The sequence below is a fragment of the Bacillus sp. CPT56D-587-MTF genome, assembly GCF_058792335.1.
Genome location: NZ_JBYTEF010000001.1, coordinates 4,069,887 through 4,085,832 on the forward strand (window position 1 = coordinate 4,069,887; position 15,946 = coordinate 4,085,832).

Here is a 15,946-nt window from a genome sequence, read left to right on the forward strand (position 1 = left end):
GAGTGATTTCCCTTACAAAACGTTTTGTTATCTTACAGTTTTGTCATTTTTCTCATCAATGTATGATATTCTTCATCTTTTGCAAATTGGAACGTGAATGTTGTCCCTTCTCCTTCAGCCGATTGAACATACATTCCATGATGTAAATTATCGCAAATTTCCTTCGTAATATATAAACCCATTCCAGTCGCTTCTCTCGTTTTACGGCCATTTACCCCCGTAAAGAATGGATCAAATATACGCTTTACATCTTGCTCTGGAATACCGATTCCATTGTCCTTAATATGTAATAACACCTTTTGGTCTTTCTCTTCAATTTGAAATTGAATTTCTTTCTTCTCTGCCGCTGAAATTTTCGTATACTTAATTGCGTTTACAACGATTTGACCTATAGCAATACTTAGCCATTTTCTATCAGAGGCAACCATACAAGTATCTTCTTCAAACATCACTTTCGGAAATACAGACGATTGAATGAAGGATTTCCGATTTTCATTAATAATACCTCGCACGACATCTATAACATTTACTACTTCTACCTTATAATCTTTCGCAAACTGCTCTAGTCTTGCCATATGTAACGCTAAATCTAAACCATTTAGTATACGGTTATTTTCTTCACGAATACTTTCAACTGTTGCTCTTGCCTCACGATGCTCTTTGCCAAACTTTTGCAGCAATAATTCAATAACAGATACTGGTGTTTTCATTTGGTGAATCCATTGGTTCATAAATATCATTTGCTGTTGCTCTTTCGCATGCTGTTTATGAACTTCATTCATATATTGCTGTCTTAATAACGTAAAAGATTCAACGACCATTTCTTGCTCTGATGTATAAGATTCATCAATAAGTAAAGAGTCATGTAATGTATTTCCACCAGTAACATACTTTTCGATCCTCTTTAAAAACACACTCCGTTTTCGGTAATCGTAAATGAGGTATACAGTAAACACAACTGTTCCTAATAAAAGTCCATATAACCACGTACTCCAATCAATGGATCGCTTTTCTAAAAGACTTTGCAACTGTAAAACGAGCCCAAATAAACAAAGGCTAACAATATAAGAAAGAATTAAAGAAAAGCGGTCCATGAGGTAATTTTTAACCTTCATGCCCTTCGCCCCACTCCGTAAGAAGCGCATAACCATATCCACGTTTCGTTACAATTGCATTTTTAATGCCTAACTCCTCTAGTTTCTTCCTTACACGTTTTACATTTACGGTTAATGTATTATCATCCACAAATGCTACTTCATCCCATAGAGCTTCTAACAGTTCTTCGCGCGTTACATATTGATTCACCTGTTTCATTAAACACTCTAATAAGTAAAACTCATTTTTTGTCAGTTCAGTTTGTTGTCCTTGCCACTCAACAATATGCTGAGACGGGAATAACAACAGTCCATTTACACCTAAACAATCACTCTCAGCAGCAGAAGCATACTCTCCGTAACCACGGCGAAGCGCACTCTTCACCTTTGCCATTACGATATCTAAATGGAATGGCTTCGTAATATAATCATCGCCGCCATTTTCAATCGCCATTACTTGGTCCATTTCTCCTGTTCTTGCAGAAACAAAAATAATTGGCGCATTCGATACAGTACGAATTTGACGACACCAATAAAAACCGTCAAAGTACGGTAAATTAATATCAAGTAACACGAGATGAGGATTCACTTTTACAAACTCATCTTTTATTTGACGTAAATCACTTGCTCTAAATGATTGATAGCCATATCTTTCTAAATGCTCTTCTAATATTCCCGCGATTTTCTCATCATCTTCTACAATTAATATTTTATACATGTTCGTTTTCTCCCCATAAAAAATTCTTCTAAAAACCACTCCCTTTTTATTATAAATTGAAAATTTAATTAGTGGGGATTTTTTCCTATATAAATCCGATTTTTACGATATAAAAAAAGACTGCCGTATTTCGGCAGTCTTAATCGATAAATTCAAATTCATATTCAAGAATTTTTACAATATCTCCGTCTTTTGCACCACGTGCACGAAGCGCTTCATCAATACCCATTCCGCGCATTTGACGAGCGAAACGACGTACAGATTCATCACGTGAGAAGTCTGTCATCTTGAATGTTTTCTCGATATCGTAACCAGAGATAACAAACGTGCCATCACTTTCACGTGTAATTTCAAATTTAACACCTTCAGTATCAAATTTGTACATTACACTTGTATCAGACTCATCCGCAACTTCATGTATTGGGAATTCTGGTGTTGTTTCTATTAAGTTCGCTACTTCAAACAGTAAGTCACGAACACCTTGTCTTGTTACAGCTGAGATTGGGAAGATTTTTACTTCGTCTCCCACTTTCTCTTTAAATGCTTGTAAGTTTTCTTCTGCATCTGGCATATCCATTTTGTTTGCAACAACAACTTGCGGACGCTCAGTTAAGCGAAGATTGTATTCTTTCAATTCATTATTAATCGTTACGTAATCTTCATATGGATCACGGCCTTCTAAACCAGACATATCAATAACATGCACGATTACACGTGTACGCTCAATATGACGTAAGAATTGGTGTCCAAGTCCGACGCCAGCATGTGCGCCTTCAATTAGTCCTGGAAGGTCAGCCATAACGAAGCTGCGGTTATCACCAGTTTCAACAACACCAAGATTCGGAACGATTGTTGTGAAGTGATACTCTGCAATTTTCGGACGCGCTGATGATACAACAGATAATAATGTAGATTTACCTACACTTGGGAATCCAACAAGTCCAACGTCTGCTAGTACTTTAAGTTCTAGAATAACATCACGCTCTTGACCTGGTTCCCCGTTCTCAGCGATTTCTGGCGCTGGGTTCGTAGCTGTTGCGAAACGTGAGTTACCACGGCCACCACGGCCACCTTTTGCAATTACAGCAGTTTGTCCATGCGTTACTAAATCGGCAAGAATTTGACCAGTTTTTTCATCTTTTACTACTGTTCCTGGCGGAACCTTTACAAGTAAATCTTCAGATTTACGTCCGTGCTGACCTTTACTCATTCCGTGCTGACCGCGATCAGCTTTGAAATGACGTTGGTAGCGGAAGTCCATTAATGTACGTAAGCCTTCCTCAACTACGAAAACAACATCTGCACCTTTACCTCCGTCGCCACCTGCTGGGCCACCTTTTGGTACATACTTCTCACGACGATACGCAACCATACCATTACCACCGTCGCCGCCTTTTACATATATCTTGACCTGATCTACAAACATTATTTCACCACACTTTTTTCAATTGGTTGTAATATAACTGAGACTTCTTCGTCTCGCACTGTATAAGAAATGGAATACCATTTATTGTTTTGGGTCGCAAGCCAATTCTGTAGTTCTTCTACACTCGTTAGCTTACCACGAAAATCAAAAAAGAAACGAGCATTATCCGCGTCACATTCAATTGTGATACAAACATAATTTTCAACATATACGTCTAAACTATGCTGAAGCATCGAGAAAAATTGATTCGTCCATGTACATACAGTCTCATCTAAGTGAGATAAGTTATGTAATTTCCCTAATACTTCGTACTCCAATAAGCACGGCTGCTGTTTCCAATTATATGTTAAAATCCACTCTGAAAATAAAGGCATTGATAGCCCCATCAGATTGGATTCTTGTCTCGCTTCTTGGACAAAACGATCGATGAGACTATGAATTTCTTCCACTTTTCCAAGGGAAAGGTTTCCTTTCACCATCTGCATACGATTGAGCCAATCATGTCTTGAATGGCGCAATGCATCTATAATTGTCCATTTTTCATTCATTTAGATACCCCTTAATATAGAAAAACTCTAACCTGCACTCAGGTTAGAGTTTTCCGTGAGTTCTTATGCTTCTTGAGCAACAGGATATACGCTCACTTGTTTGCGGTCACGACCAAGACGCTCAAAGCGTACTACGCCGTCAACTTTCGCGTATAAAGTGTCATCGCCACCACGACCAACGTTAACACCTGGATAAATTTTTGTACCGCGTTGACGGTAAAGAATTGAACCACCTGTAACCGTTTGACCATCTGCGCGTTTAGCACCAAGACGTTTTGACTGAGAGTCACGACCGTTCTTTGTACTACCTACACCTTTCTTAGATGCGAAAAACTGAAGATCTAATCTTAACATACGTTACACCTCCTGCACTTTTTCTATTAAACGGATATACTTTCCGTAATCAAGTTCGATCGTCTTAAGCGAAACAACTAATCCTTCTAAAAGCGTTTGTGCTTTTTCTGCTGCATGAACGTCTAAATCATTAGGCAATTCATACGTTAAGAATCCGCCATCACTTCCGAGTTCAATAGTTGCTTGCACATTACAAAGTTCTTCCACTGCATTTATAGAACCAAACACAACCGCTGTAGTTCCAGCACAGACAAGGTCTTGTCCATGTGGCGCATAATCGGCATGTCCAGTCATTTTAAATGATTGGATACTTCCTAATTTCGTGCGACTTATCGTAATTTTAATCATGTTAACCAGAATTAAGCGTTGATAGCTTCAACAACTAGCTTAGTGTAAGGTTGACGATGACCTTGTTTCTTACGATTGTTCTTTTTCGCTTTGTATTTGAAAACGATGATTTTCTTAGCGCGACCTTGTTTTTCAACTTTCGCAGTAACTGTTGCACCTTCTACAACTGGGCTACCAACTTTAACGTTTTCGCCACCAACGAAAAGAACTTTGTCAAAAGTAACAGTTTCACCAGCTTCAACATCTAATTTTTCAATGTAGATTGCTTGACCAGCTTCAACTTTAATTTGTTTTCCACCTGTTTCGATAATTGCGTACATACTTGCACCTCCTCTTAATTACTAAGACTCGCCAAAAACGAGGTAGACATAAATGCCTTTAGGGAACCTGTCTTGTGCGGTTGTAGCATATAGCCGTTTAGGTGCTATAAACTATAACATAAAGATGTTATCATGAATCATAGACGGTTGTCAATAAATGTTCTGCTAACTATTTTTTCCGTTCTACAATTTCTTTTTTACTTCCAAAACGAACGATAGCATACTTTTCGATAATATCATCTTTGAAATAAATTTCAAATGGAACATTTTTTTGTAATCCTTTTTGCAAAAACTGTTTTTGCAGTTCTTTAGGCGCAGCGATTAATACTGCTTCATCTTCTATATTGCCATATGTGATTAGTTCTCTCTCTAACTCATACGCAATTGTTTCATGCGACATCACATAACCCGTCGCTTTGCAAGGTACACACTCTTTTAATAATACGTCCCGTAAAGAATGCTTTTTACGTTTACGTGTCATTTCCAAAATCCCTAGCTCCGTAAAGCCGAGCACCCTTGTATATGTTCGGTCATCTTGCATAGCAGCTATGAGACATTCTCTTACCTTTTCTTTATCTTCTCTTTTTTTCATATTAATAAAATCAATTAATATCATACCACCAATATCACGAAGTCTTAATTGGCGTGCAATTTCTTCAGCGGCTAGCTCATTTGTGCGAAGTACTGTATCTTGTAAATTTTGTTTTCCCGTAAACTTGCCCGTATTCACATCAATTACAGTCATCGTCTCCATTTGTTCTACAATTAAATAAGCACCATTTGGAAGCCAAACAATTTTTTGGAGTGCTTTCTCAATCTCACGCTCTATTCCAAAATGGTTAAACATCGAAGACTTTTCATTATAAAAAGATACTTTTTCTTTTCCAACTTTGTCTTCTAATTCCTTTACTATACTTCTTGTATCTACAACTACTTTTTCAATTGTTTCAATTGGGTTCTCTTGAAATACACGATCTAAAAAGGTCGCCGGTCGATGAAGTAATAACGGCACCTTTCCTTGACCCTCTTTTCTTTTTAACTCTTCATACAACTGTTGTAATCCTTGCATTTCAGCTTGTATTTCTTCAATTGCTCCTTTTTCAGAAGCAGAACGGAAAATGTACCCCCCCGTTCCCTCTATTTCAATTTGGAGTAACTGTTGTCTTCTTTTATTATTTTTTATTTTTCGAGAAACAGCGCGCATCTCATCAAACGGCATATAAACGACATATTTCCCGGTAAATTCTATATTCGCTGTCAATTTAGGCCCTTTCGTATCAATTGCCTCTTTCACAACTTGTACGAGTATCGCTTGCCCTTCATGTATACGATAAGAAGATGGTACATCATCGTATGAAAGGTAAGCATGTTTTTCTAAACCGATGTTTACAAAAGCTGCATTCATTCCAGCAATTGTTCTTACGACACGTCCAACATAAATATGCCCAACAATCTCTTGCTCTTCATTACGTTTCCATAAAAACTCAACAATCTTTTTCTTCTCTTCAATTGCAACGCGCTTTTCCGAACCAGCGTAATTCACATATAACGTTTTCAAAATTATTTCCTCACTTTATAATCTTCTTTGCTTTTACAATAATAAAAGGTTAGTGCTATCGTCAACACTAACCGATTAATTCTTCAACTGATGAAGTTGTTCGTTTTTCAGTAAAATATGCATAGAGCAATTCATTTTCATCCAATGTGTAATGCTCTTTATATTTTCCACGGACGATAATAGAATGCTTATATCCTCTACGAAATTTTGTGAAGATCGTATATAAACGATCTTCCGTTTGCACTTCAATAGGTGCAATCTTTTCGATTCCTCTTTTGTTTCCATAATAACGTTCTAATAAAAAACGCATAAATGCATACCGTCTTTGTTTCCACTCTTGATATAATGACACTGCTAAAAATATGAGTAGTACCCACATCATAATATTGTTACTATTCCAAAGTAACTGCCATCCTAATATTACACTAAAAAAAACACATGACAATTGCATCATCTTTTCATGTGCTTGTAAATAAGGGAAACGATATGATAATACATTAAACAATACTTTCCCGCCATCTAACGGCCAAATAGGAAGTAAATTGAATGCTAAAATAATTATATTATTCCACATGAAGAAATAATATAAATCTGCATTCAGCCAACCAGCTTTGAACAACATATAACCTACCAGCATCATCCAAACATGTTGAATCGGTCCTGCAATTACGACAACAAGTTCCTCTTTCAATGACTTATTACCATGTTCCTCAAGCTCGGCAACGCCACCAAACGGCAAAAGCTGAATTCTTTTTATACGCCAATTATAGTGTGCTGCTGCAAAAGCATGCCCAAGTTCATGAATAAGAACAATACAAAATAACAGTAGTAACTCTTTAAAACGCGCAGTAAAAATACCAATGACAATAATAACCCAAAATAATGGATGCACGGAAATTTTCGTTAAAACGTCCCTATATTTAATCAAATGATATCACCTGGATCGGATCAATAAATTTCTCATTCTTTTTTATCGCGAAATAAAACTTTCCATTTTTATCATTTGTATCATTACTCACCGTTCCAATTTTTTGTTTCTTTGAAACGTAATCATATAATTTCACTGACATATCGTTTAAGTTTGCATACCATGACTCCGTACCATCTGCATGTTGAATTTGAACTGTATTTCCAAGTTCCTCTTTCTTGCCTGCAAAAACAACTAACCCTTCATTTACTGACTCCACTTTTGCATTTGTAGCTGTTTGGACAAATACACCTTGGCCATTTTTTTGAAACCCTTGCATTACCTTTCCAGAAGCAGGAATTGCATAATCTTTTTGCTGAATACTTCCTTCTTTTTTCTCGTTCGGCGAATAGAATACAAGCGGTTTTCCAAATTGCTTTTCGTACCATTTCGCTACAGTAGCAAACTGAAATTCCTCTTTCATCACTTTTTCTGTAACAGCTTTAGCTCCATTGAATGAAGAAGGAGCATTCTTATATAAAATAGCAACCGAAAGAACTAATATTGCTGATAATAAAACTTTGAAGAAAAAGACTTCCTTTCGAAATAAAGGATGCATTTCCTTTTCTCCATCTTCAATAAATACTGCTTCACTATCAAAATTCCCTCCGTTAAAATACTGCTCTTCCTCCATCCTTTCTTGCTCGGCCTTCCTTTTTGCAATCCGCTTTTTAATTTCTTCTACGCGTCTATTCTTCATACTGTCTCCTTTCTTTCGTTAAGCTAATTTCATTAGAAACAGTTGTATACAGTTTGTACATATGTATGAGCTAAGAAAGAAAGATATTCGTGTGAAGAAAAAAGAAAGCACCTCGCATATGTGCGAAGTGCTCTTAACGGATTCCAAAGAAGTTTTTCACCTTTGCAAATACCGATACCTTTTCTTGTTCAAATGCTTGTAATGGTACATTCTCACCTAACAAGCGTCTTGCAATATTACGATAAGCCAACGCTGCTTTTCCGCTTGGTTGCAACGCCACAGGTTCACCTGTATTTGTAGCTCGAATAACTTCATCGTCATCTTCGACAACACCAAGAAGCTCGATTGACAATGTACGTACAATTTCATCAACATCTAACATATCCTGTTCATGAAGCATATGACTACGTACACGGTTAATAACAAGTTTGGGTGGTTCAATATCCTCTTTTTCTAAAAGCCCAATAATACGATCCGCATCGCGCATTGAGGATACTTCTGGAGTCGTAACAACGATTGCTTTATCCGCACCAGCTACCGCATTTTTAAATCCCTGCTCAATCCCCGCAGGACAATCGATTAATATGTAATCATAATCTTGACGTAATACTTGTATTAATTCATCCATTTGTTCAGGTGTTACCGCTGATTTATCACTCGTTTGTGCTGCAGGTAATAAATAAAGATCATCAAAACGTTTGTCTTTAATAAGAGCCTGAGGTAAACGGCAACGCCCTTCAACGACATCAACAAGATCAAATACAATACGATTTTCCAGCCCCATTACTACGTCTAAATTTCGAAGACCGATATCTGTGTCAATTAAGCACACTTTCTTTCCAGATAACGCTAGGGCCGTACCAATGTTCGCAGATGTAGTAGTTTTACCTACTCCGCCTTTTCCAGATGTAATTACTATTGCCTCTCCCACAGCTATACAATTCCCCTTTCTAACTTTGTTAAATTAGGTCTAAGATGAGTGAGAAGTTGCAGGCGATCGACAACAATGTGATTGTTCTCATTAATATACGCACATTCTGCCGCCTCCGCTCCGTCTTCTTTCTCTTCCGGAGCCCGCATTGCCACATCACTAATTCGAAGTTGCATCGGGTTCATAACAGATGCAGCGATTACAGCATCCGAATCCCCATAATACCCAGCATGTGCAATTCCTCTTAATGATCCTACGACAAAAATATTCCCCCCAGCGATAACCGTTCCGCCTGGATTAACATCTCCAATTAACAACAAATTTCCTTTTACATGTAAAACTTGTCCAGAGCGAACAATTTTGGAAATAGGGACAATTTCTGTTTCTTCTTTCCAAGCTATTGCTTCTGCTTTAGTGATAACATCACTTTCAATTGAATCCACAACAAGATTCTTTTTATTACGAATTAACGTACGAATCTCTTCTTGTTGGACTTCTGTTAAATAACGATTTCCTACTTTCACATGCACTTCAATTAAAGAGCGCCCATCACCATCGTAGTAATGTGTAGAAAGTTTTTCGTCTAATTCCATCAATAATTCTGAGAATGAACAACAATCATCTAAATGAAGCGTTATCCCATCTTTTGTCCCTTTTATCGTTACATTTTGTTGCTTTTTTTCTTCCACTAAAGTTCACCCCACCGATTCAATTCGACATAAAATTAGAAAATCCTTTTTTCTTTTTCTTCAATCGCTTTTGAAAGACGCACTATATATCGTCTCAGTGGGAAACAAACTATCAATAAGAAAATAGCATTTAACAATAAAGTAGAAAGGAGACGATCTGTGAAAAAGACATACGCTGGCATATGAGTACGTCCTAATAAAGTTAAGAATCCATACACATAATACTCTAGTGCTACAACGCTAGCTAATATGATAGAAACAACAATAAATAAATTCAATTGTAGTACTTTCATCACACTATATACTAAATAAGCTAAAATCGGATAAGCAAAAATATATATCCCGACAAGTTCTGTGTATACGGTATCAAATAAGAAGCCAAATAATAGTCCGTAATAAATCCCTTGGACCGGACTATAATACACTGTAATAAAACATAAGACGATTATAAAGAAATGCGGTGCTGCTATGCTGTCTTTCCAAAATACATCCGTTGGAACAACAGTAGCAAACATATTTTCAAATAGAAACACAAAAAGGAGCAAAAGAGGAAGAGCTGCTCTTTTTAATATCTTCATCATCTCTTCTTCTCCTCCTATTCTAATGGCGCTGAAGGTGTTGCACGTTTAGCAACCGTAATATGCTCTACGTCATTTAAATCAGCGGCAGGTTTTACATAAGCTGTTTTTGTTAAGCCATATGCATCCGGCTGAACTTCAACGATTTTTCCAATTACAAGACCTTTCGGGAAAATATCACCCAGTCCAGATGTTACAACTAGTTGATCTTTCTCTACCGGTGCATCAGAGCCAATCTTTGTGAAAAGAAGTAATTGCTTTTCTTTGTCATAACCTTCAATCAATCCAAAGATTTTCTCTTGCCCTTGTACAATAGCAGAAACGCGATTTGTTCGGCTCATAGAACTTAGTAATTCTACTGATGATGTAAACTGAGATACACTTTTCACTCTTCCAACTAACCCTTGTGAAGTTACTACAGCCATATCTTTTTTAATTCCTTGCTGTGCCCCTTTATCAATTCCAATTAAATCGTACCATTTATCTGGATTACGAGAAACAACAGTAGCTGGAATTTCAGTATACCCGCTATTTAACTCTTTTTTACCAGTTAGCTCTTGTAACTTCTTGTTATCATCTTCTAATTGTTTTACTTTCCCTGATAGACCTGCATAATTATCTAATTTTGCTTTTAATTCTTTATTCTCTTCATACGTGCGCTTTACATCCTCTACATTTTCGAAGAATCCAGCTACGTATTTCGCTGGCTTTTGGAATACACGTTCTACAACACCGACAGTATCTTTAACAAACTGCTCTGGCCATGTTAAACTGTTCCGTTCTTTCAATGAGATTCCAATCAATGCCACGAGAAGAATAATACTAACCAACAAAACAATTAATCTTTTGTTTAAGAAAAACTGTGGCACGTTCACACCCTCTTAATTTCACTGATTTTTATTTTGCAATATTATCGAGCAGCAGTTTTGAAAAGATCGATATTGTCTAATGCTTTACCTGTTCCAATTGCTACGCAATCTAATGGATCTTCTGCAACAAGAACTGGCATTTTCGTTTCTTCACTAATTACTTTATCTAAATTACGTAGTAATGCCCCGCCACCTGTTAATACGATACCGCGGTCCATAATATCAGCCGCTAATTCAGGTGGAGTTTTTTCTAACGTATTTTTAACTGATTCTACAATCGCATCTACTGTATCTTTTAATGCATCTGCAATTTCTTCTGGCTGAATTAGTACTGTTTTTGGTAAACCACTTACTAAATCACGACCGCGAATTTCCATAGGCTCGATACCTTCTGGCTCGCCTGCAGAACCAATTTCTAATTTTAATGCTTCAGCTGTTCTTTCACCGATCATTAAGTTATAGCTTTTCTTAATGTACTGAATGATTGAATCGTCCATATCATCACCAGCAACACGGACTGACTGGCTTGTTACAATACCACCTAGAGAAATAATTGCAACTTCTGTTGTACCGCCACCGATATCAACAACCATACTACCAGTTGGTTCCCAAACAGGTAAGTTTGCACCAATTGCTGCTGCAAATGGCTCTTCGATAGGATAAGCATCACGAGCACCCGCTTGACGAGTCGCATCGATTACTGCACGTCTTTCTACAGCTGTAATACCAGATGGTACACATACCATTACATACGGCTTACGTGAGAAGAAACCGTTTGATTTTTGAGCTTGTTGAATGTAATATTTCATCATTGTTGCAGTTGTTTCATAATCAGCAATTACACCGTCTTTCATCGGGCGAAGTGCCACAACGTTCCCTGGTGTACGACCAATCATTTGTTTTGCATCGCTACCTACAGCAACGATTTGTTTCGTATCAGTTTGTAACGCAACTACTGAAGGTTCACGTAAAACTACACCTTTTCCTTTTACATATACAAGCGTGTTCGCAGTTCCTAAGTCTATTCCAAGATCGCGAGTAAATCCACCAAATCCAAACATATTATTTATCTTCCTTTCTTGTTTTCACGGACTCATTTTTTCTTACTTTATATTATAAAAACAGTACGTTTTTTATATCTTTATCCTTTTTGTAGATAAATTTCTACAAAAAACTCATAAATCACATTATAAAACAAAATAAGTAAAAAGCATAGTCTTAAATATGACCTTTTTCCTTTAAACTCACGAATTTATGGTCACCTATTATAATATGATCAAGCACTTCAATTCCGATAATCTGGCCGCATTCTACTAAGCGTTTTGTTACTGCAATATCTTCACGGCTCGGCGTGGGATCTCCTGAGGGATGGTTATGAAGACATATGATAGAGGCTGCTGCACGACGGAAGGCTTCTTTAAAAACTTCCCTCGGGTGTACAATTGACGTGTTTAAACTTCCAATAAAGATCGTTTGCCTATGTATAACTTGATTTTTTGTATTTAAATATAAACATATAAAGTTCACGTAAATACGAAAAATTACAAAACAAAAGAGCACAGCGTGTATAAGTAGTGCTACCAACACTCTTATACCGTTCACCTGAGCTGACCAGGTAAACACTTGCTATACTCTCATAAGTTATTGTACATCATGCAGGGTCTATTAAGCAACGTTTACCAAATTATTGGTGACGTTGCTTTTTTGTTTCCTAGAAGGAGACTTATAATATGGAAAAGAAATGCATAGATGTTATAGCAAGTGAAGAATCATTCCGTAACTTATCACCATTTATAGAATTAGAAGAATTGAACAAAACTATACGTACATATAGAGACATTATCCGTATGTCTATTAAGCGTACAGACGTAAAATCTAAACTAATTGCATTACTTGAAATTTTAAAGCGCTACAGCTGCAAATATGTAGGTGTTAGTTTCCTATGTAAAAATTCAATTGCTCACATGATGGAAGTTTCATATAAAACTGTACAACGTTTAATGAAGAAGCTTGTGGATCTAGAGATGATTAAACAGGTGGCAATGAAACGTAAAAAAGATATGCTTCAAACTTCTAACGCTATTATTATTCAACCTATTGCGGAAGAAGTGTCCAACAAGACACAAGGTGAAAGTCCTACAAAGTGTCCTACCATTAAAACAAAACCTGTTTCCTTAAAACAAAATATAGAAGATATAAACAAACGTAATAGTAATGAGAATAGCAATACTCCAGAAGAGAATATGGAACAAACTGACTTTGTTGCTCATTGGGTACCAGAGCGTTTTATTTCTTTAGTTGGCTCTTTTTACAGTGAATCTAAAACAATTCAAGAACTGTGGAAGGTCGTAAGACAGTGTAATAAAATCGTTAACCATACAACAGGTGATAAAGCATTTACTAAAGACCAGGAACTTACTATTGGCTTACAAGCTATCAAAGAATTTGTTATGAAAATTAAAGCGGGAACAAAAATGAACAAGGGTAAATTCGCTTATTTCAACGGAATTGTAAACAACTTAATGGACAAGTTCTACTTTGATAAAGAATTTATGGCCATATAAAAAACACCTAGCTAAATTAACTAGGCGTTTCAATTTTCAAAATATCCATGAATTGAATTTTATGTATTATATTCGGGCCATTACTCACTACAATTCTACCCATTTGTTGTTCAAGTTTAACAATTTTCCCTTGAATGATATCTGGTTCTTTATATTTTCGATACACTGTAAACACTAATTCTATATCATCCTGTACTGCCAATTGTATTAGTTCAGCAGCTTCTTGTTGCTCGAATTCATCCATGTATGGTCTAGGTTCCTTTTTTGAAGTACTCTTCTTCTTTGGTGGTTTCGGAATTGCTGTTGACATGTAATATCACCTCATTAAACGTTTTAAGCGTATTGATAGTTATTTCTTACTTTATCAACTGATAGTATATTGGCTAATTTCAACGTTCTAACTTGTTGTTTTTTCATGCAATAAACCAATATACGATTTTCATATATCTTTCTAACAATAACAGTTCTTTGAGAGAAATCTCCTGAACCGTTTAAATAAATTAATTCAATTGGTATTTTTTGATTAAACGAGCATGTAAGTAAATAATTCATAAGATGACCTCCCAAAAGAACATTTGTTCGTAAATAAATATTAGAACAATAGTTCTGTTTTGTCAATGAATCAGAAACCAACATTTACAGTTATTACGTAAAATTGGTATGATTTACTTATTAAAAAAGGGGGGAGATTTTTGAGTTTAAACATGTATTTAGGGGAAGTACATAACCAAACACAAAGTATGAATGCTGTATGTACCGCTACCATTCAAGGTATGGAACAAGTTATTCAATCGATTGATGCTTTTACAAGTGATACCGTTCTACAAGGGCAAACTTACGATAGTGCAAAAGCGTTTTTTGCAGAAACTTTTCGCCCTTTAGCACAAGGAATCATTTACTTATGTGAAGAATTAATCCGTCAGAACGATGCCTTTCCAAGTCAATTTCAATCACAGGTAGCTTCAACAGATGTTATTGAACAAGAAATATTAGAACAAATTCGAGAAATTGATCGAATGATAGCAAGTACGGAAGCACTCAATCAAGCTATGCCAATCTCGGGCATGGACGCTATGGTAAATCTTTTTGCTGTCATGAGGCGTAAACTGCAAGAAAAATTAGAACACCTATATGAATTTAATCAAACATCTAGCGATAACTATAATACAGCAATTCAATTAGCCGCTAGCATTGCGACGGGTCTTGCTGAAGTCCAAAGTGGGAAAGGTTTCAGTCCAGCAAGTGGCACATTTAGTACACAAGGATTAAATATGGAGTGGGCGAATTCAATTCAATCGATTACAGAAGATAGGAAGCGTCAGGCTGATAATTCAATTGAAGAAGGTGCAATGTGTGGCAAAATCCCACCACAATCAGAACAATCCTTTTGGGATAGAAATAAAAAGGATTTGAACGATGCCTGGACTGGTATTTCCACTGGGGTAGTAGATGGCGTTGTAGACGCATGGGACGGATTTGTTGCTTTGGGAGATAAAGAGACTTGGTTGAATATGCGGGATGCGATTGTAAACTATGAAGAAACACTTCCTGCTGCATGGAATGCTTTATCAGATTCATTCATGAATGAATTTTGGAATGGGGATATGGAAAGTAGAGAACATTATGCAGCTTATGCAGTCACCTCGCTACTCACAGGTTTTATTGGCAGCAAGGGTCTGGATAAATTTGGACAAGTAGGAAAAGTAGCAGCTGTTACAAGTCTTACAAAAGGAAAATCTCTTCTAACAAACTCCTCTGCATACAGAAATGCATTGCATATATTAAATAACTATGAATTCATACCTGGAATTTCTTTCTCATATGCAGGAGTTGGAAGTATCCAACAGTATTTGCAGAAAGCAGCTCCATATACTTATGAAGGTCCAAATGGTCCTAAGACAATAAGATTAAGAAAAGGTGAGTTGGCAGGAGACAAACATCCTGTTACAGGTATTCCATATGATGCAGATGGGTTCCCTATTTTTAAATCTAAGGGTGAGGTAATCCTAAAAGAGGCAGACTTCAAAAAATCTAGAACAACACATTTTAGAAAATGTAGTAAAGCATTATACGAACAAATAATAAAAGACCCTGATTTAGCTTCAAAATTTACGAAAGAAGAAATTCAAATGTTTAAACAAGGTGAAACACCAAAGCATTACACGTGGCATCACCATCAAGATACTGGTAGAATGCAACTTGTAGATTATCAGATACATCACGATACTGGCCATACAGGTGGGTATAGAATTTGGGGAAAAGATAGCGATAAATAAGGAGTG

At 36.5% G+C, this 15,946-nt stretch carries 19 protein-coding genes, 1 pseudogene and 1 other annotated feature; of the genes and pseudogenes, 2 read left to right on the top strand and 18 right to left on the bottom strand.

The features are described from left to right. Positions 1 to 32 precede the first annotated feature (32 nt). The 16 genes and pseudogenes from AC3WVZ_RS20930 to radC all read right to left on the bottom strand — a co-directional run. The gene (locus tag AC3WVZ_RS20930) at positions 33 to 1,115 is read right to left on the bottom strand and encodes a HAMP domain-containing histidine kinase (protein WP_000865411.1); all 1,083 of its coding nucleotides are present in this window, start codon (positions 1,113 to 1,115) and stop codon (positions 33 to 35) included. Continuing rightward, the gene (locus tag AC3WVZ_RS20935) at positions 1,105 to 1,812 is read right to left on the bottom strand and encodes a response regulator transcription factor (RefSeq protein ID WP_000276723.1); all 708 of its coding nucleotides are present in this window, start codon (positions 1,810 to 1,812) and stop codon (positions 1,105 to 1,107) included. The genes AC3WVZ_RS20930 and AC3WVZ_RS20935 overlap by 11 nt, the downstream gene beginning before the upstream one ends. 139 nt (positions 1,813 to 1,951) lie before the next feature. Next, complete coding sequence (obgE, locus tag AC3WVZ_RS20940; protein WP_000497128.1) at positions 1,952 to 3,238, bottom strand: GTPase ObgE; 1,287 nt, start codon at positions 3,236 to 3,238, stop codon at positions 1,952 to 1,954. After that, positions 3,238 to 3,786, bottom strand: coding sequence for a sporulation initiation phosphotransferase B (locus AC3WVZ_RS20945; RefSeq protein WP_001003584.1), 549 nt, complete (start codon positions 3,784 to 3,786; stop codon positions 3,238 to 3,240). Before AC3WVZ_RS20945 ends, obgE begins: the two co-directional genes overlap by 1 nt. Before the next feature lie 63 nt (positions 3,787 to 3,849). Next, positions 3,850 to 4,140, bottom strand: a complete 291-nt coding sequence (gene rpmA / locus AC3WVZ_RS20950) for a 50S ribosomal protein L27 (protein WP_000944958.1) — start codon at positions 4,138 to 4,140, stop codon at positions 3,850 to 3,852. Positions 4,141 to 4,143: 3 nt separating this feature from the next. After that, positions 4,144 to 4,488 (bottom strand): ribosomal-processing cysteine protease Prp, encoded by a 345-nt coding sequence (locus AC3WVZ_RS20955; RefSeq protein WP_001973720.1) that lies wholly within the window; start codon positions 4,486 to 4,488, stop codon positions 4,144 to 4,146. Positions 4,489 to 4,499: 11 nt separating this feature from the next. Beyond that, positions 4,500 to 4,808 carry a 50S ribosomal protein L21 gene (gene rplU / locus AC3WVZ_RS20960; RefSeq protein WP_000270907.1) on the bottom strand — a complete coding sequence of 103 codons (309 nt, stop codon included), beginning with the start codon at positions 4,806 to 4,808 and terminating at the stop codon, positions 4,500 to 4,502. Positions 4,809 to 4,822: 14 nt separating this feature from the next. Continuing rightward, positions 4,823 to 4,900, bottom strand: a sequence feature (ribosomal protein L21 leader region). Positions 4,901 to 4,977: 77 nt separating this feature from the next. Further along, complete coding sequence (locus AC3WVZ_RS20965; RefSeq protein ID WP_065211815.1) at positions 4,978 to 6,366, bottom strand: Rne/Rng family ribonuclease; 1,389 nt, start codon at positions 6,364 to 6,366, stop codon at positions 4,978 to 4,980. Positions 6,367 to 6,433: 67 nt separating this feature from the next. After that, complete coding sequence (spoIVFB, locus tag AC3WVZ_RS20970) at positions 6,434 to 7,294, bottom strand: stage IV sporulation intramembrane metalloprotease SpoIVFB (protein ID WP_000599058.1); 861 nt, start codon at positions 7,292 to 7,294, stop codon at positions 6,434 to 6,436. Next, a complete protein-coding gene (gene spoIVFA, locus AC3WVZ_RS20975) occupies positions 7,287 to 8,033 on the bottom strand; it encodes a stage IV sporulation protein SpoIVFA (RefSeq protein ID WP_000797471.1) in 747 nt (248 codons plus the stop codon). Before spoIVFA ends, spoIVFB begins: the two co-directional genes overlap by 8 nt. A 133-nt stretch (positions 8,034 to 8,166) precedes the next feature. Next, positions 8,167 to 8,964 carry a septum site-determining protein MinD gene (gene minD / locus AC3WVZ_RS20980; protein WP_000503309.1) on the bottom strand — a complete coding sequence of 266 codons (798 nt, stop codon included), beginning with the start codon at positions 8,962 to 8,964 and terminating at the stop codon, positions 8,167 to 8,169. Positions 8,965 to 8,966: 2 nt separating this feature from the next. Next, positions 8,967 to 9,653 (bottom strand): septum site-determining protein MinC, encoded by a 687-nt coding sequence (gene minC, locus AC3WVZ_RS20985; protein WP_000391521.1) that lies wholly within the window; start codon positions 9,651 to 9,653, stop codon positions 8,967 to 8,969. A gap of 35 nt (positions 9,654 to 9,688) precedes the next feature. Continuing rightward, entirely contained in the window at positions 9,689 to 10,234 is a 546-nt protein-coding gene (mreD, locus tag AC3WVZ_RS20990; RefSeq protein ID WP_233935340.1) for a rod shape-determining protein MreD, read from the bottom strand. Between the two features lie 14 nt (positions 10,235 to 10,248). After that, the gene (gene mreC, locus AC3WVZ_RS20995; protein WP_001135488.1) at positions 10,249 to 11,100 is read right to left on the bottom strand and encodes a rod shape-determining protein MreC; all 852 of its coding nucleotides are present in this window, start codon (positions 11,098 to 11,100) and stop codon (positions 10,249 to 10,251) included. 41 nt (positions 11,101 to 11,141) lie between these two features. Then, the gene (gene mreB, locus AC3WVZ_RS21000) at positions 11,142 to 12,161 is read right to left on the bottom strand and encodes a cell shape-determining protein MreB (RefSeq protein WP_000466736.1); all 1,020 of its coding nucleotides are present in this window, start codon (positions 12,159 to 12,161) and stop codon (positions 11,142 to 11,144) included. A 157-nt stretch (positions 12,162 to 12,318) separates the two neighbouring features. After that, a pseudogene (gene radC, locus AC3WVZ_RS21005) lies at positions 12,319 to 12,624 on the bottom strand (RadC family protein); the annotation flags it as partial. A 206-nt stretch (positions 12,625 to 12,830) separates the two neighbouring features. On the opposite strand from radC, the gene AC3WVZ_RS21010 reads away from it, so the two are divergent. Further along, positions 12,831 to 13,664 (top strand): helix-turn-helix domain-containing protein, encoded by an 834-nt coding sequence (locus AC3WVZ_RS21010; RefSeq protein ID WP_233935341.1) that lies wholly within the window; start codon positions 12,831 to 12,833, stop codon positions 13,662 to 13,664. A gap of 16 nt (positions 13,665 to 13,680) precedes the next feature. Here AC3WVZ_RS21010 and AC3WVZ_RS21015 read toward each other — a convergent pair whose 3' ends face one another. Together AC3WVZ_RS21015 and AC3WVZ_RS21020 are read right to left on the bottom strand one after the other, a co-directional pair. Next, a complete protein-coding gene (locus AC3WVZ_RS21015) occupies positions 13,681 to 13,974 on the bottom strand; it encodes a YolD-like family protein (RefSeq protein ID WP_000100793.1) in 294 nt (97 codons plus the stop codon). Between the two features lie 23 nt (positions 13,975 to 13,997). Beyond that, positions 13,998 to 14,216: a hypothetical protein gene (locus AC3WVZ_RS21020; RefSeq protein WP_001108466.1), complete on the bottom strand. Its 219-nt coding sequence runs from the start codon at positions 14,214 to 14,216 to the stop codon at positions 13,998 to 14,000. A 140-nt stretch (positions 14,217 to 14,356) separates the two neighbouring features. Here AC3WVZ_RS21020 and AC3WVZ_RS21025 point away from each other — a divergent pair, with 140 nt between their 5' ends. Continuing rightward, the gene (locus AC3WVZ_RS21025) at positions 14,357 to 15,940 is read left to right on the top strand and encodes an HNH endonuclease (RefSeq protein ID WP_233935342.1); all 1,584 of its coding nucleotides are present in this window, start codon (positions 14,357 to 14,359) and stop codon (positions 15,938 to 15,940) included. Positions 15,941 to 15,946 lie beyond the last annotated feature (6 nt).